Below are 16,795 nucleotides of genomic sequence, written 5' to 3'. Positions count from 1 at the left end.
CCCTGACCTAAAACTCCCTGAAACGGGCGAGAGGCAGCACCCCTCACCCCTTTCAGCGGGATCATCCTTGCATTGCCGCCCATACCCGCGCCGGTGTAGCGGGCATGTCGATATGTGTGATGTCATGTCCGCCGGAGCGCAACGCATCCACGATAGCGTTGATCACCGTCGGCGGGGAACCAATCGCGCCCGCCTCGCCGCAGCCTTTCACGCCCAGTGGATTGTGCGTGCAGGGCGTCTGACAGGAGTGATCCACGGTGTAATGGGTCATCTCCGGCAGATCATCCGCGCGCGGCATCGTGTAATCCATATAGGACGCCGTCAGCAGCTGACCGTTTTCGTCATAGGCACAGTTTTCCAAAAGCGCCTGACCGATGCCCTGCGCGATCCCGCCATGCACCTGACCTTCCACGATCATCGGGTTGATGACGTTGCCGAAATCATCCGCAGAGGCGAACCGCTCGATGGTCGCAACACCCGTCTCCGGGTCCACTTCCACTTCGCAGGTATAGGCCCCGGCCGGATAGGTGAAGTTTGACGGATCATAAAACGCGGTCTCTTCGAGGCCCGGTTCGATGTCTTCCAGCGGATAGTTATGCGGCACATAGGCGGCCAGCGTCACATCCCCCCAGGCTACGGATTTATCCGTACCTGCGACCGAAAACGCCCCATCCTTGAGCTCGATATCCCCCTCAGAGGCTTCGAGCAGGTGGCTGGCGATCTTCTTGGCCTTGGCGATGATTTTCTCGGTCGCCCGCACCATGGCAGACCCGCCGACGGCGATGGAGCGCGAGCCATATGTGCCCATGCCCATCGGCGCGTTTGCCGTATCACCATGGACGATCTCGACCATGTTTTCGTCAATGCCGATCATATCGGCCACCACCTGCGCAAAGGATGTTTCGTGCCCCTGCCCGTGGCTGTGACTGCCCGTCATCACCACGAGACCGCCGGTCGCGTTGACCCGCACAGTCGCGCTTTCATAGAGACCCGCGCGGGCGCCCAATTGCCCCACAAGGTTCGACGGCGCAATGCCACAGGCCTCGATAAAGCAGTTGATCCCAAAGCCGCGCAGCTTGCCACGCGCCTCGCTCTCCTTGCGGCGCGCCTCGAACCCGGCGCGGTCCGACATCTCGAGCACCTTGTCCATCGTTGCGTGGTAATCACCGGTGTCATATTCAACGGCGACGGGCGTGGCGTAGGGGAATTCCGTGATGAAATTCTGACGCCGCAATTCCACCGGATCGACTTTAAGCTCAAGTGCTGCCTTGTCGATGACCCGCTCCAGCTGGAACGTCGCCTCGGGGCGGCCAGCGCCGCGATAGGCATCCACCGGCACGGTGTTGGTGAACACGGCCTTGACGTTCACATAGACCAACGGCGTCTTGTAATTGCCCGCCATCAACGTGCCATGCAGCCACGTCGGGATAGAGGGTGCAAACGTCGACAGATAAGCGCCCATATTGGCGAATGTTTCCGTACGCACAGCGGTGAAGTTGTTGTCCGCATCCAGCGCCAGCTCAATCTTGGTCACGTGGTCGCGCCCATGAGCATCCGACATGAATGCCTCTGAGCGGCTCGAGGTCCATTTCACGGGTCGGTTACAGGCTTTGGCGGCGAAGGTGCAGAACGCCTCTTCCTGATAGTGAAAGATCTTTGTGCCGAAACCACCGCCCACGTCGGGCGCGACGACACGCAGCTTATGCTCCGGTATGCCCAGCACGAAAGCGCCCATGAGCAGGCGGATCACATGCGGGTTCTGCGATGTGGTATACAGCGTGTGATCACCGGTGCCGCGGGAATAATCGCCGACGGCCACGCGCGGCTCCATCGGGTTGGCGACCAGCCGGTTGTTGATCAGTTCCAGCGTGGTGACATGGGCCGCCTTTTCAAATGCCTCATCCGTTGCCGCCTTGTTCTCCTCAACAAAACCCCAGTCATAACAAAGGTTTGACGTCAGATCATCATGCACTTTGGGCGAGGCATCCGTGACCGCCACCTTCATATCCATCACTGCGGGCAGTTCGGAGATGTCGAGTTCAATCGCCTCTGCTGCATCCCGCGCCTGCTCCAGCGTGTCAGCAACCACCGCCGCGATTGGTTCACCCACGTGGCGCACTTTGCCATGGGCAAGCACCGGGTGCTTTGGCTCCAGCATCGGCTGCCCGTGTTTATCGGTGATTTGCCAACCACAGGGCATGCCGCCCACGGCTTCAAAATCCGCGCCGGTAAACACCCGGACCACGCCCGGCATCCCTTCGGCGGCGGCGGTATCGACCTTGTTCAGTGTGCCATGCGCCACGTCAGAGCGCAGGAAAAACACATGTGCCTGCCCCCGGATGTTGATGTCGTCTGTGTAATTCCCTGCTCCGGTCAGAAACCGGACGTCTTCGCGGCGCTTTGAACTGGCACCAATGCCTCCATCTTTTGGCATAATACTTCTCCCTTAACTTGCGGTAAGCTTGCCCTCACCCGGCTGGCGCGGCATGGGTACGCAGCGGCACGGGGGCCACCGACGCACGGCACGCGCATGAATGCTTATTCGGCAGCGATACTGTCGACGTTCTGACCGGATGCCGCCATGATCGCCTTGACGATATTATGATAGCCCGTGCAGCGGCAGATATTGCCTTCGAGGTAGTCGCGCACCTCGGCTTCGGTTGGCTTGGGGTTTTCCTTGAGCAAGGCCGCCGCCGACATGACCATGCCCGGCGTGCAAAACCCGCACTGCAACCCATGGTGATCCTGAAACGCCTGTTGCAGCACATTCAAAGACCCGTCTGCGTTCGCCGCACCTTCGATGGTTGCAACCTCTGCCCCCTGCGCTTCGGCGGCCAGCATCGTGCAGGCTTTGACCGCTTCGCCATTCACATGAACGACACAGGCGCCACACTGGCTTGTGTCGCAGCCCACATGCGTGCCGGTGAGATTGAGTTGATCGCGTAAAAATGATGACAGCAGCGTGCGTCCTTCGACTTCACCGGACGCGGCTTTGCCGTTCACAGTCATTGAGACCTGTGCCATGGCTTCCTCCCTAGTAGCTTGGTTATTTGTTTGGCGTGAGTTAAGCACGACGATGGCGCTATGAGAACCACTAATTTCATCGACTTAAGTCGCATGAGCGAAAATTTTCAATCCACTGGTTTCAAAGCGGCGGCGCGGCGCGGGAGCGGGCGTGTCGGGATTTCTTTAAGCAGCCCCCCGACACCCATCCCGGATATGTCGTCATCCGTCACCGCAACACCGCAGATCATCCGCGCCATGACCCAATCCGCGCCGTTCAGTGCCGGGGATCGCGCGCATCCCGGCAAGCCAATGATAGCCCGTTTACCCAACGTTCCGATAAACAACAGGTTGCCCGGATCGACCGGCATGCCAAAGCGACCGACCGTGCCCCCCGCTTCCCGAACCGCCTGCGGGGCAACGTCGTCGATATCTGACGTGGCCGATCCCGTCAGGATCAGGGTCAGATCGCTTGCTTCGGCAATCAGCGCCTTGGCCAGCGCGCGAACAGAATGGGGCACGACAACGGGGCGCGGCAATTCGAGACCAAAAGCGGCCACACGCTGCGCGATGGCGCGCCAACCTTTGTCCCCCGCCCCCCCTTCAATATCACTGACCAAGAGGCGCACATTTTGCACCTGCGGCGCGATCAGGCGGATGGCAGCCTTTGCCTGCGCGCAGGCCGCTTCAAGCGCCGCGCGCGGCACGGCGTATGAGATGATTTTGATGGTGGCGACCATCCCGCCGCCCTGCATTTGCTGAAAGGGCGGCACCGTCGCGATCGTGATCATCGGGTGTATCCTGTTCACAGCCTCAATCGCGGCCACGTCAAGCTGCACAACGCCCGGGCCCTTTGCCAGCAGGTTCACCCGACCGGTGAATGCTTGCGTCAACTCCAACCCCTGCGCCGCGGAATTTGGCACGAAAGCCTCGGCAAGCGCTTGTGCCGCCGGGTTTTCATGCACGTCCTCCGGGTCCAGCTTGGCGACGATCACCTCTGTGAGGCCGGTAGCCTCAAGCGCCCTGATGTCGCCTTCATCAAGGCTTCGTCCTTTGCGCAGACGTTTTTTGCCATTCAGCCCAACCGAATGCGCCAGAACGGCCCCTTCGGCGTCACTTAAGGGGACAGGCCCGAACTTCACGCGCCGCGCCTTAGTTTTTGCGTCATTTCAGCCAGAATGGACACGGCAATTTCCGGCGGACCTGATGCGCCGATATCCAGCCCGATAGGTCCATGAATGCGCGCGATCTCTGGCTGAGTGAACCCAGCGTCCTGCAACCGCCCGACCCGAGCCGCGTGGGTGCGTTTCGATCCCAGCGCGCCAATGTAGAAACACGGAGATTTCAGCGCCAGATGCAACGCGGGATCGTCCAGTTTCGGATCATGGGTCAGCAAAACCAGCGCTGTGCGCGCATCCAGTCCAACCTCAGCCAAGGCTTCATCGGGCCAGTCCGCGAGAATCTTCTCACCCGGGAAACGCGCTTGCGAGCCGAATGCACCACGCGGATCGATGATCACCGGGTCATATCCGGCAATGCGCGCCATCGGCACCAGCGCCTGCGCAATATGCACAGCCCCCACGATGGCAAGGCGCAAAGGCGGGTTGTGAATAGCCACAAAAACCGCGCCTTCTGCCTCGAACCCGGACTGGTCCCGCGCGAACCGCTCCGGGTAGGCGTCCTGCACCAGACGGCGCGCTCCGGTATTTATGTTGACCTCATAGGCGGCAACGTGACGTGCGGCGCGTGACGCGACCAACGCCGCCAGAATATCCGCCGGGAAAACTGATCCGACAGGTTCCACCAACACGCGGATCGTGCCGCCGCACGCCAGCCCAACCGCGAACGCATCCCCGTCGCTGACGCCATATTCCAGCAAGCGCTGCTCGCCTTTCTCCAGCGCCTCCATAGCCTCAAGTACAACGGCCCCCTCGACACAGCCGCCTGAGACGGAGCCTTGCATTTCCCCATCCCCCGCGATCACCAACTGCGCGCCCGTGCGGCGTGGCGCAGAGCCCCATGTCTCAACCACAGTGGCCAAAACGGCACCCCGCCCCGCCTGATGCCAGGCCAGCGCCTGTTCCGGTGCGTTTTCAAAAACATCCATCTTGCTTCTCCCCCGACCCGGCTTTTGTGCAGCATGTGGCACGCAAACGCATGGTTCCGTCTCGAAATATGCACCCTGTCGGTCAAATTGACATCTTGTTCCGACGCGCGCCTCCGACTACATCTAACCTGCAAAACGAAAGGGAGCCAGACCATGCCCATGCAAGCCCACGAGATCGAAGAGCTTTTGCGCCAGAGCTTTCCCGATGCGACCATTCAGGTTGACGGGGATGACGGCGTGCATATGGCCGCAATGGTCGTAGACGAGAGCTTTCGCGGCAAGAACCGGGTGCAACAACAGCGCGCGGTTTATGCGGCCCTCAAAGGGAAAATGGACGGCTCACAGGGTGAGTTGCACGCGCTTGCGCTGACAACAAAGGCGCCGGACTGACCCATGACCCTGTGGCACTGGCTGACATATCCGTTCAGACCCGGCCAGCGGCGGCCCCTGTCCTATCGTCAACCGCAACCGATTGGCGATCAGACGGGCCAAACGCCCTTGGGGCTTGAAGCGATTGATATGTCTGTCATCGACTCCGTAAACCGGCGAAATGCATCACTGGAGCGGGTGAACGCACCGATCGTTCGAGCCAAAGACACATCGGGATTTTTCAAGATCGCGGACACCCCGGTGGCCCCGCTGAAAGATGATGAAACTTACGCAGCGCGGTATCATCGCGCGTACAACCAGAAAAAAGGCACCTCAAAATGACCGAGACAACAAGCAAAATCCAGGAAGCCATCAGCGCCAAAGATGTCGTGCTCTTTATGAAGGGCACAAAAGAGATGCCGCAATGCGGGTTTTCAAGCCGCGTCGCGGGTGTGCTGAACTACATGGGAGTTGATTTTTCCGACGTAAACGTGCTGTCAGATGAGACGATCCGCCAGGGCATCAAGGAATTTTCCGACTGGCCGACGATCCCGCAGCTCTATGTAAAAGGCGAATTTGTTGGCGGCTGCGACATCATCACCGAAATGACACTGTCGGGCGAATTGGACACGCTTTTTGCCGAAAACGGTGTGGAGTTTGACAAGGATGCCGCGGATAAAATCCGCGAGGCCAACGGCTAAAATAACCGCTGTAATCTTACAAAGCGCTGCCTCCCCGGCAGCGCTATTGTTATCTAACCCGCGACTTTTTCGTCAACCGACGCGGCCAGTGCTTCGGCCCGTGCCGCCAGTTCGGCCAGCGTGTCCGACACGGATTGCGGCACAACCGGAACTTCGATCTTTTCGGGTTCGGCGCGCTGCTGTTTGAGCGCGGAAAGCTCGGCCTCCGTTTCATCCAGCTGCGCCTGAATTTCGGCCGCACGGTCTTCGACGCTCGCGGTTTTATCCGCCAGCATCAGACCGGCCATCAACAACATGCGCGCTTCGGGCAAACGTCCGACCTGCTGTGCCAGCACCTGCGCCTCATCATCCAGCATCTTGGCGGCGGTATGCAGGTAATGCTCTTCGCCCTCCTGACACGCGACCTCGAATTCACGCCCGCCGATGGAAACTTGTACCTCAGGCATCAGTGCGCCTCCTCTGTGTCTTGTGATGTGGCACTTGCGGCCAACAGCGGCGTCAGGGCTGAAAGTATCTGATCGGCTTCCAGAACCTCGGCACTGCGCATGGCGCGGATGGCGTCCAACTCAGCCTCCATTGCCTTGTTGATCAGGGTCGCGTCCCCCACGCCCTCTGCATTGGCCTCGCGCAAGGCACCGCAAGCATCAGACAAGAGCCCATTCGCTTTCTTGAGTTTTTGCAGTTCTTCATCCAGCGCGGCAACCCGCGATGTGGCCTCTTCGGCCTTGGTTTCCAAAGCACCAATTGCCTGATCCTGACGCTCCGCCAGCACCCGAACGCGCTCGGACAGTTGCGCATTCACCTGCTTTTCTTCGTCCAGCGCCTGCTGCAAGGCCTGCATCTGGCCCGTGTCGTTTTTGCCAAGCGCATCAACACCCTGCGCCACACGGTCCATGGCAGCCATAATTCGGCCATTCAACTCTTCAATATCACTCATTCCCACCTCATGTGTCTTCTGTTCATCAGCTCCATCACCCTGCCCGATTTGGCGAATCGACAACTGTTTGGGTAATCGTACCCCTATCGCAACCACACAACAAATGCGCTTTTCAATTGCTTCAACGGGTTGCGCCTATCTCTTCAAGTGAGCAGCTTGGTTTGGCCCGTCCAGCACTTGATCTTTGCGGGCGGACTGGTATGCAGCGGCTCAACATCGCCCTGAATAAAAACGCCCGGTACTGCGGGTTTACAGCCGACAAAGGAACCTCTTCGTGGATCTCAAAGCACGCGCCGCGGCGCACCCGGACCACTGGTCCAAAGCAAATGCAATTCGCGCTTTGGCCCTTGATGCCGTAGCTGCCGCAAACTCGGGCCACTCGGGCATGCCCATCGGGATGGCAGATGCGGCAACGGTGCTCTTTGAAAAGCACATGAACTTTGACCCCTCCGCGCCAAACTGGCCGGACCGCGACCGTTTTGTTTTGTCGGCAGGCCATGGCTCCATGCTACTTTACGCGCTGCTGCATCTGACGGGCTACAAAGACATGACGCTGGAGCAGATCAAGAATTTCCGCCAGTGGGGCGCGATCACGGCGGGTCATCCGGAATATGGCCATGCAACCGGCATCGAGACGACGACCGGGCCCTTGGGTCAGGGTATTTCCAACGCCGTGGGCTTTGCCATGGCCGAAGAGATCCAGCGCGCGCATTATGGCAAAAAGGTCGTGGATCACTACACCTATGTCATCGCGGGTGACGGCTGCCTGATGGAAGGTGTCAGCCAGGAGGCGATCACCCTTGCCGGGCGCCATCAGTTGTCCAAGCTGGTTGTGCTCTGGGACAATAACAACATCACGATCGACGGCCCCGTCAGCCTGTCGGACCGCACGGATCAGGTCGGACGTTTCGTTTCTGCCGGTTGGGATGTGATCGAAATTGATGGCCATGACCCCAAGGAAATCGACGCAGCCCTTACCCAAGCGAAGAAGAATCAGAAACCAACGATGATTGCCTGCAAAACGCATATCGCGCTGGGGCACGCCGCGCAGGATACCTCAAAGGGGCATGGCGCGCTGACCAATGATGAGCAGAACGCCGCAGCGAAGGCCGCATGGGGTTGGACAACCGGTCCGTTTGAAGTGCCCGATGCCGTTATGGACGGCTGGCGCGCCATCGGTGCGCGGGGCAAATCGACCCGCGAGGCGTGGGAAGCCCGCTTTGACACCCTGCCCCGCGGCAAGCGCGAGACGTTCAATCGTGCCTATGCCCTGGATGTGCCCAAAAAGCTGAGCGCAACCATCAAGGCGTTCAAAAAACAGATGTCAGAGGGCGCGCCCAAACTGGCCACCCGCGCAAGTTCCGAAAAAGTCTTGGAAGTCATCAACCCGATCATGCCCGAAACTGTTGGCGGATCGGCTGATCTGACCGGGTCAAACAACACCAAGACCAGCGATCTGGGCGTCTTTGACACCGATAATCGCGGCGGGCGTTATGTCTATTGGGGCATCCGCGAACACGGTATGGCAGCCGCCATGAACGGCATGGCCCTGCACGGCGGGCTGCGGCCCTATGGCGGTACGTTCATGTGTTTCACGGACTACGCGCGTCCGGCCATGCGTCTGGCGGCACTGATGAAAATCCCGACGGTCTTTGTGATGACCCACGACAGCATCGGACTGGGCGAGGACGGACCTACCCACCAACCGGTTGAACATCTTGCGATCAGCCGCGCGACACCCAACACTTATGTCTTCCGTCCCGCAGATACGATTGAGACTGCAGAAGCTTGGGAGCTGGCACTATCAAGCAAAAGCACGCCATCCGTTTTGTCGCTGACACGTCAGGGCCTGCCGACGGTCCGCACCGAGCACAAGACCAAGAACATGGTTGCCCAAGGGGGCTATGTGCTGGCAGACGCCATCGGCAAACGTCAGGCGATCCTGATGGCAACCGGATCGGAAGTGTCACTGGCCATGCAAGCGCGCGATATTCTGCACGCCGAAGGGATCGGCACGCGGGTTGTGTCCATGCCTTGCTGGGAACTCTTTGAAGAGCAGGACGAAGCCTTGCGCAAACGTGTCCTGCCCGGCGGCCCGGTCCGTGTGGCGATCGAGGCGGGCATCCGCATGGGCTGGGACCGCTGGCTCTTTGGGGAACGGGGAAAGCGCGAGAAATCGGGTTTCATCGGCATGCACGACTTCGGCGCCTCCGCGCCCGCGGATGTTCTGTTCAAGGAACTGGGCATCACCGCAGAGGCCACAGCGCAGAAAGTCCGCGATCTGGTGGCGGGCAACTGGAAACCAGATACGCGCATCTAGCCGGTTACTTTCGGGGATCATGATCAAAACGCCGCGATATCCCATCGCGGCGTTTTTGTATCGCGCGTCTCAATGAGTGATATAGCACCCAATATTGGGCGGCCGTGGCCTGATACAGACCATCATGCTTTTCCCGGTGACTGTAGATGCCTGCGGGACATTACGTCGCTTCAGGACCCGCACCCAAACATTGCGCACAAGGCACAACCGTCAATGAGAAGCGCCTGCCTTGCCCCTGCTGAAGACCGCGCGCCACAGCGGCGTGACGAGTTTTTCCCCCACAGGGATCAGCGCAAGACCCAGCATCAACCCCAGAATACCATCCAACAGCGCCGTCGTGGCCCATTCACCGATGCCGATAAACCGGTCCGGCAGACTGTGCCCGACCGCATAGGCCAGATCGTGAATGACGTGATACGGCCACCCTGCCCCCAACGCCTCCAGCCCATGCACGACGATGTTTCCGCCGACCCACAGCATTGCAGCTGTCCCGATGATCGTGAGCGCTTTCATCACATGCGGCATGGCGCGTACAATGCCACGCCCCAGAACCTGCAGCACGGCATTGCGGCCCTTGGCGGCCATGGCCAGCCCCACGTCGTCCGCCTTTACGATGATGGCCACGGCACCATAAACCGCAACTGTGATCATGACAGCCACCGTGGCGAGTGTCGCCGCTTCCATCCAGAAATTGCTTTCGGGGATCGCGGCCAGTGAAATGGTCATGATTTCTGCCGAGAGGATGAAATCGGTTTTGATGGCGCCTTTGGCTTTTTCCTCTTCGAGGTGCGCCATATCTTCGACCTCGTCAGCGGCCTGCGGGTAGTCCAGATGCCCATGCCCGCCGATCCCAAGGGCATGGGCGACTTTCTCCGCCCCCTCAAAACACAGATAGCCCCCACCCAGCATCAGCAGTGGCACAATCGCCCATGGGGCAAAATGATTGAGCGCCAGACCGACGGGCAACAGGTAGACAAGTTTGTTGATCATCGACCCTTTTGCAATGCGCCAGATGATCGGCAACTCACGCTCGGCAGAAAAACCCTGCACATATTTCGGCGAAACGGCAGCATCATCAATCACGGCACCCGCCGCCTTGGACCCGGCCTTGGCCGCCTGCCCGATCACATCATCCACCGAGGCGGCGGCGACTTTTGCGATGCCAGCAACATCATCCAGTAATGCCAAAAGTCCGCTCATTGATATGCCCGCACGGATGCGACTCCCTGTTTCCAACCCTGTGTTAGACTGTCGCTGTATCAAAGACAATTTACCACCTTCGCTTTTTGTTGGCGCAAACATGGGGTGAGGCGACAGCAGGTTTAACGCTAACACACGGAAAACACGTCGATTTAGTCATTCCCCGAAGGCCACAGGGGCGTTATACAGCCCCCTGATGAGGCGTGATGTGGAGACAGGTGAAATGACGATCAAAGTAGGTATCAATGGGTTTGGCCGTATCGGTCGCTGTACGCTGGCCCATATTGTGAGTTCCGGGCGCAACGACATCGACGTGGTCGCCGTCAACGCCACCGGGCCGCTGGCCACCGCCGCGCATCTTTTAAAATACGATAGCGTGCACGGTCGCTTTCCGGGCGAAATCGTGACCGGCGCCAATACGATGGACCTCGGGCGCGGACCCATTCGCATGATGTCCAGCTACGATATGAACGAGCTGAACTGGGAAGGTGTTGATGTGGTGTTGGAATGCACCGGGCAGCACAATGACGGTGACAAAGCCAAAACACACATCGAACGGGGTGCCGGGCGGGTGCTGATCTCCGCCCCTGCCAAGAACGTCGACCGCACGGTCGTCTTTGGTGTGAATCACCGCGACATGATCTCAAAGGACGCGGTTGTCTCGAACGGCTCCTGCACAACGAACTGTCTTGCCCCGCTAGCTAAGGTTCTTGATGAAGCCTTCGGCATTGAACGCGGTGTGATGACCACGATTCACTCTTATACCGGGGATCAACCAACGTTGGACCGGCGCCATGATGATCTATACCGCGCACGTGCGGCGGCCATGTCCATCATCCCGACCTCGACCGGTGCCGCAAAGGCCCTCGGAGAAGTCCTGCCCAACCTCGCGGGCAAGCTGGATGGCACGGCTCTGCGTGTGCCAACCCCTAACGTCTCGGCGGTCGATCTGACCTTCGAAGCCGGGCGCGACGTCACCGTCGACGAAGTCAACGCAGCGCTGCAGGATGCGGCTTTGGGGCATATGTCCCGTGTGCTCGCCTATGACGATGAGGCCAAAGTGTCGGTGGATTTCAACCATACAGAACACAGCTGCATTTTCGCACCGGATCAGACCAAAGTGGTCGGCGGGCGCACCGTGCGTGTCATGGCGTGGTATGACAACGAATGGGCGTTCTCCGCGCGGATGGCCGACGTTGCGGTGGCGATGGGTCGCCTGTAACACGCAGGGCCTTTGGCTAATACAATTCTCTGATAATTGCCGCGTCTCGTCAGGCGCGGCAATTACTGTTTTGCTGGCTCAGAATACCAGTTCGACACGCGCCACTCAGCCAGTATTTAAAGAACGTATTTCATGATAAAATCAGATATTTGCGACGTGTTTCTCAGGTGATAGATCAACTATCCCTACCGAACTTTTTCAGAAGGGCTGCGTTCACTTCGGGTGTGACGAATTTTTCAACGCCACCGCCCAGGCGTGCGATCTCCTTGACCAGCTTACTCGCGATGGCCTGATGCTCTGCCTCGGCCATGAGAAACACCGTCTCGATGGTATCATCAAGCTGCCGGTTCATGCCCACCATTTGATATTCATATTCAAAATCCGCCACCGCGCGCAGCCCCCGCACAATGACCGTCGCTCCGACGTCGCTCGCACAATCAATAAGCAGGTTCTCGAAGGGGTGTGTCACAATCTCAAGTCCGGTCAGGGCCGCAATCTTGATGGATTCGGCCTCCACCATGGCCACCCGTTCTTCAAGACTGAAGAGTGGTCCCTTGTCACGATTGATCGCAACACCGATCACCAATTTGTCGAGCAGCCCGCTCGCGCGTCGAATAATGTCGATATGTCCCAGCGTTATGGGATCAAAGGTACCGGGATATAGGCCAACGCGCATCAGGCCCTCCTGTCGTTTAAATACGGGCCAGACGACCACTGTTAGCTGCTATTTGCAAGTACTTGTAAGTGAGTTTGCAAAGGCCTCAATGGCCCATGATCATGCCTTCGAGCGCATCTTTTTCCATCGCCAGTTCCATCAGGCGTGCTTTGACCACATCCCCAAGAGAGATCAGCCCCTGCAAAGCGCCTTCTTCTACAACTGGCATATGGCGAAACCGGCCTTCCGTCATTTGTTTGAGGATTGCGTCAGCCTCATCGTCTTTTTTGCAGGTCACGATTTTGGAAGTCATCAGGCTCGCGACAGTATGAGACAGGCAACCCGCGCCCCGCGCCCCGATTTCGCGCACAATATCACGTTCTGATAAAATGCCGTCGACCACTTTGCCATTGCTCGACACGACGACTGTGCCGATCCCCTTGTCAGAGAGAATACGCGCGGCCTCCGAGATATTCATCGTCGGGGGCACGGTCACAACATCATGTTGTTGTTTGGATTTCAGGATTTGAGAAACAAGCATGATGTACCCCTTGGCTAAATGGCTATGACCTCTCAAACGTCACCGCAAAGCGCAAACAAGTCAAGTAAGCGCTTCAAGGCGCGCGACTTCTGCCCGCAGACCGTTGCACAACCTGTCGGCAAACCGGCGCAGTCGCGCATTTCGCCGGTCGTCTTCGTGGCGGATCAGGTAGAAGGCCCGCGTCAGGCTGACATCCTCTGTAAGAATACGCGAAACCTCAGGTGCTGAGGGCAAGGCGAAGTCATGCACGACCCCGACGCCACCCCCTTGCCGGATGAGATTGAGCTGCACCGAGACCGAGTTTGACGCCAATGGCACCTTGGTCAGACCTATTTCTTCAAGATAGTCCAGTTCACGGTCGAAAATCATATCGGCGATGTAGCCGACGACATTGTGCCGCGCGAGATCTGCAACGGATTGAATCGCCCCGTTTTCACGAATGTACTCTTGTGACGCCGCAAGATGCAGCTTGTAGTCCGTAATTTTCTGCACGATCAACCGACCAGCAGTGGGAGCGCTGACGGCAATGGCCATATCAGCCTCGCGGCGCGACAGATTGAAAACCCGCGGCAAGGCGACGATTTGCACCTCCAAATCCGGGTTCTCACGCAAGATCGCAGCACAGACCTGCGGCAAAAGATAATTCGCGGCACCATCCGGCGCCCCGATGCGGATTTGTCCGCTGAGGCGGTCGGATTGCTCTGGCAGTTCCGCCACAGCCGCGCGCATCGCTGTTTCTGCCTGTTCAGCCCGTGCCAAAAGGGCCTGACCTGTTTCGGTCAACGCATAGCCTTGCGGTGATTTCGTGAACAGAACAGTTTGCAAAGACGTTTCCAGCTTTTGAATACGCCTGCCGACCGTCGCAGGATCAAGACGCAAACGCTTGCCCGCGCCAGACAGGCTGTTGTCCCGCGCGACGGCGAGAAATATTCTAAGGTCATCCCAGTTCGTCTGCATTACCTCACCTATCTTGCATTTATGCAAAATGAATTTGTCACAAAGACCCTTTATAGATAATTTTTGCAAGGCTATGGGTGTGGTCAACGCGCTGGTATCGGCGCAAACTTAGGATAACTTAGGGAGAGACCAATGCAGGACCTGACGCATTACATTAACGGCGAACACGTAGCGGGCACCTCGGGACGTTTTGCCGACGTGATGAACCCGGCAACCGGTGAAGTGCAGGCGCGGGTTCCGCTGGCCTCAAGCGCTGAAATTGATCGGGCCGTGGAAATTGCAGCCACGGTGCAACCGGCATGGGCCGCCGTCAACCCGCAGCGCCGCGCGCGCGTCTTGATGAAATTCGTCGATCTGTTGAACCGCGACATGGACAAACTGGCTGAAGCACTCAGCCGCGAGCATGGCAAAACACTGCCCGATGCTGCGGGGGATGTGCAGCGCGGTCTCGAGGTCGTGGAATACTGCATCGGCACGCCGCATCTGCTTAAGGGCGAGTACACCGACAGCGCGGGCCCCGGCATCGACATGTATTCCATGCGCCAAGCCCTTGGTGTGACGGCAGGCATAACCCCGTTCAACTTCCCCGCCATGATCCCGATGTGGATGTTTGCCCCGGCAATCGCCTGCGGCAATGCCTTTATCCTAAAACCATCAGAACGTGACCCTTCTGTCCCTCTGATGCTGGCGGAACTGTTCGAAGAAGCCGGCCTGCCCAAAGGTGTCCTGCAGGTCGTCAATGGTGACAAAGAGGCGGTTGACGCGATTTTGCACCACGATGTGATCCAATCCATCGGCTTTGTCGGCTCGACGCCAATCGCCGAATACATCTATGGAACGGGTTGCGCCAACGGCAAGCGTGTGCAGTGTTTTGGCGGTGCCAAAAACCATATGATCATCATGCCCGATGCCGATTTGGATCAGGCCGCAGACGCCTTGATCGGCGCAGGCTACGGGGCGGCCGGGGAACGCTGCATGGCGATTTCCGTGGCAGTTCCCGTAGGCGATGAGACGGCAGACCGGCTGATTGAAAAGCTCGTGCCCCGGATCGAAAAGCTCAAAGTCGGCCCCTACACGTCGGGCAATGATGTGGATTACGGCCCGGTGGTGACCGCTGCCGCCAAAGCCAACATCGAACGTTTGGTTGAGACCGGCGTGGCGCAGGGCGCGAAACTCGTTGTGGATGGCAGAAACTTTAACCTGCAAGGCTATGAAGACGGCTTTTTCATCGGGCCCCACCTGTTTGATCACGTCACCAAGGATATGGATATCTATAAGCAGGAAATTTTCGGCCCCGTTCTGTCCACCGTCCGCGCCCAGTCCTACGAAGAGGCGCTGAGCCTTGCGATGGATCACGAATACGGCAACGGCACAGCTATTTTCACGCGCGATGGCGACGCCGCACGTGACTTTGCAAACCGGGTAAATGTCGGGATGGTCGGGATCAACGTGCCGATCCCGGTGCCGCTGGCCTATCACACTTTTGGCGGGTGGAAAAAATCGGTTTTTGGCGACCTAAATCAGCATGGCCCGGACGCATTCAAGTTCTACACGCGCACCAAGACCGTGACATCACGCTGGCCGTCAGGGATCAAAGAAGGTGGCGAATTCTCCATCCCGGTCATGGAGTAAACGTATATGCTGCGCGGGGGTTTGCTCTGCGCAGCATAGGTTTTGCCTGCCGATGCCCCAAGGCGCGAGTAGGCTCAACACCACAGCTTGCCCCCCCGCGGGCGGGCAATAAACAGCGTAAACCTGAGCCAGAGAGTGCCCCCATGCCAGATATTGTGATCCGCCAAACAGCGCATGCCGGGCGCATCACCCTCGCCCGTCCAGATGCGCTCAATGCCATGACGTATGACATGTGCCTGCAGATCGAAGCGGCACTGGACAGCTGGGCGAAAGACGATGATGTCCAGCACGTTGTCCTTGACGCACAAGGTGACAAAGCCTTTTGCGCAGGTGGGGATATCGCGCAACTCTACGACACTGGCATGGCGGGAGATTTCGCTTTTGGGCAGCAATTCTGGGCCGATGAATATCGCCTGAATGCAAAGATATTCAATTATCCCAAACCGGTGATCTCGTTTTTGCAAGGGTTCACCATGGGCGGCGGCGTTGGCTTGGGGTGTCATGGCACCCACCGAGTCGTCGGAGAAACCAGCAGGATCGCCATGCCGGAATGCGGCATTGGACTGATCCCCGACGTCGGTGGAACACTGATACTGGCCCTCGCACCCGGTCGTATTGGTGAGTACCTTGGCACCACGGGCTATCGGATGGCCGCCGCTGATGCTATTTTTGCGGGCTTTGCGGATCTCTTCGTACCACAAGATCAATGGTTCGACCTGATCCAGCAGCTTGAAGACGGGGCATCCCCCGACATTTTAGCTCAAGCAGCACAAGCCCCGGGCGACGGCCTATTGTCTGCTCTTCAACCTGACATCGACAAATACTTCGCAGGGGAACGCCTGGGAGATATCATCACGACTTTGCAACAGGTTGATAGTGACTTTGCAAAGGACACGCTGAAGCTGCTGCAACGCAACAGCCCGCTGGCCATGGCGAGCACGATTGAGGTGCTGCACAGACTACGCGGCCCAACGCTCAGCATGGCCAAGGCGCTGGATCACGAATACCGCTTTACCTATCGCGCGATGGAACATGGTGATTTGCTGGAAGGCATCCGCGCCGCTATCATCGACAAGGACCGTCGGCCAAAGTGGCAATATGCAGATCTGCGCGTTCCTGCGATTGCCGTCAGCAAGATGTTGATGCCGCTT

16 protein-coding genes and 1 pseudogene are annotated in these 16,795 nt (G+C 58.5%); 7 read left to right on the top strand and 10 right to left on the bottom strand.

Annotated elements, in window-relative coordinates; genetic code table 11:
- Positions 1-61: 61 nt before the first annotated feature.
- From RLO149_RS07030 to RLO149_RS07015, 4 genes are all read right to left on the bottom strand, one after another.
- Positions 62-2,434 (bottom strand): xanthine dehydrogenase family protein molybdopterin-binding subunit, encoded by a 2,373-nt coding sequence (locus tag RLO149_RS07030; RefSeq protein ID WP_013961388.1) that lies wholly within the window; start codon positions 2,432-2,434, stop codon positions 62-64.
- 104 nt (positions 2,435-2,538) lie between these two features.
- Positions 2,539-3,024, bottom strand: coding sequence for a (2Fe-2S)-binding protein (locus RLO149_RS07025; RefSeq protein ID WP_013961387.1), 486 nt, complete (start codon positions 3,022-3,024; stop codon positions 2,539-2,541).
- A 107-nt stretch (positions 3,025-3,131) separates the two neighbouring features.
- Positions 3,132-4,145 (bottom strand): molybdopterin-binding protein, encoded by a 1,014-nt coding sequence (locus RLO149_RS07020; RefSeq protein WP_013961386.1) that lies wholly within the window; start codon positions 4,143-4,145, stop codon positions 3,132-3,134.
- Entirely contained in the window at positions 4,142-5,110 is a 969-nt protein-coding gene (locus RLO149_RS07015) for an XdhC family protein (protein WP_013961385.1), read from the bottom strand. The genes RLO149_RS07020 and RLO149_RS07015 overlap by 4 nt, the downstream gene beginning before the upstream one ends.
- Before the next feature lie 153 nt (positions 5,111-5,263).
- Between RLO149_RS07015 and RLO149_RS07010 the strand changes: the two genes are divergently transcribed.
- The 3 genes from RLO149_RS07010 to grxD are packed head-to-tail and all read left to right on the top strand — an operon-like array spanning position 5,264 to position 6,180.
- On the top strand, positions 5,264-5,500 hold the full coding sequence (locus RLO149_RS07010; protein WP_013961384.1) for a BolA/IbaG family iron-sulfur metabolism protein: 237 nt from the start codon (positions 5,264-5,266) through the stop codon (positions 5,498-5,500).
- Between the two features lie 3 nt (positions 5,501-5,503).
- On the top strand, positions 5,504-5,821 hold the full coding sequence (locus RLO149_RS07005) for a hypothetical protein (RefSeq protein ID WP_013961383.1): 318 nt from the start codon (positions 5,504-5,506) through the stop codon (positions 5,819-5,821).
- A complete protein-coding gene (gene grxD, locus RLO149_RS07000; RefSeq protein ID WP_013961382.1) occupies positions 5,818-6,180 on the top strand; it encodes a Grx4 family monothiol glutaredoxin in 363 nt (120 codons plus the stop codon). Before RLO149_RS07005 ends, grxD begins: the two co-directional genes overlap by 4 nt.
- 53 nt (positions 6,181-6,233) lie before the next feature.
- On the opposite strand, the gene RLO149_RS06995 is transcribed toward grxD, so the two are convergent.
- Together RLO149_RS06995 and RLO149_RS06990 are read right to left on the bottom strand one after the other, a co-directional pair.
- Entirely contained in the window at positions 6,234-6,626 is a 393-nt protein-coding gene (locus tag RLO149_RS06995) for a cell division protein ZapA (RefSeq protein WP_011569116.1), read from the bottom strand.
- Complete coding sequence (locus RLO149_RS06990; protein ID WP_013961381.1) at positions 6,626-7,117, bottom strand: hypothetical protein; 492 nt, start codon at positions 7,115-7,117, stop codon at positions 6,626-6,628. The genes RLO149_RS06995 and RLO149_RS06990 overlap by 1 nt, the downstream gene beginning before the upstream one ends.
- Positions 7,118-7,391: 274 nt before the next feature.
- On the opposite strand from RLO149_RS06990, the gene tkt reads away from it, so the two are divergent.
- Positions 7,392-9,437: a transketolase gene (gene tkt, locus RLO149_RS06985; RefSeq protein ID WP_013961380.1), complete on the top strand. Its 2,046-nt coding sequence runs from the start codon at positions 7,392-7,394 to the stop codon at positions 9,435-9,437.
- Positions 9,438-9,647: 210 nt separating this feature from the next.
- Here the strand turns inward: tkt and RLO149_RS06980 are convergent, their stop codons facing one another.
- A complete protein-coding gene (locus RLO149_RS06980; RefSeq protein ID WP_013961379.1) occupies positions 9,648-10,637 on the bottom strand; it encodes a DUF808 domain-containing protein in 990 nt (329 codons plus the stop codon).
- Positions 10,638-10,860: 223 nt separating this feature from the next.
- Between RLO149_RS06980 and gap the strand changes: the two genes are divergently transcribed.
- Positions 10,861-11,859: a type I glyceraldehyde-3-phosphate dehydrogenase gene (gene gap, locus RLO149_RS06975; protein WP_013961378.1), complete on the top strand. Its 999-nt coding sequence runs from the start codon at positions 10,861-10,863 to the stop codon at positions 11,857-11,859.
- 175 nt (positions 11,860-12,034) lie between these two features.
- Here gap and coaD read toward each other — a convergent pair whose 3' ends face one another.
- From coaD to RLO149_RS06960, 3 genes are all read right to left on the bottom strand, one after another.
- On the bottom strand, positions 12,035-12,535 hold the full coding sequence (gene coaD / locus RLO149_RS06970; RefSeq protein ID WP_013961377.1) for a pantetheine-phosphate adenylyltransferase: 501 nt from the start codon (positions 12,533-12,535) through the stop codon (positions 12,035-12,037).
- 85 nt (positions 12,536-12,620) lie between these two features.
- Positions 12,621-13,055: a CBS domain-containing protein gene (locus RLO149_RS06965; protein WP_013961376.1), complete on the bottom strand. Its 435-nt coding sequence runs from the start codon at positions 13,053-13,055 to the stop codon at positions 12,621-12,623.
- 60 nt (positions 13,056-13,115) lie between these two features.
- Positions 13,116-14,012, bottom strand: coding sequence for a LysR family transcriptional regulator (locus RLO149_RS06960; RefSeq protein WP_013961375.1), 897 nt, complete (start codon positions 14,010-14,012; stop codon positions 13,116-13,118).
- 132 nt (positions 14,013-14,144) lie between these two features.
- On the opposite strand from RLO149_RS06960, the gene RLO149_RS06955 reads away from it, so the two are divergent.
- Positions 14,145-15,644 (top strand): CoA-acylating methylmalonate-semialdehyde dehydrogenase, encoded by a 1,500-nt coding sequence (locus RLO149_RS06955; RefSeq protein ID WP_013961374.1) that lies wholly within the window; start codon positions 14,145-14,147, stop codon positions 15,642-15,644.
- A gap of 143 nt (positions 15,645-15,787) precedes the next feature.
- Positions 15,788-16,795 (top strand): annotated as a pseudogene (locus RLO149_RS24415) (enoyl-CoA hydratase/isomerase family protein); the annotation flags it as partial.

This window comes from Roseobacter litoralis Och 149 (assembly GCF_000154785.2).
GTDB lineage: Bacteria > Pseudomonadota > Alphaproteobacteria > Rhodobacterales > Rhodobacteraceae > Roseobacter > Roseobacter litoralis.
Note: the sequence above shows the minus strand (reverse complement) of the source record. Positions and strands in the feature narration are given on the sequence as shown.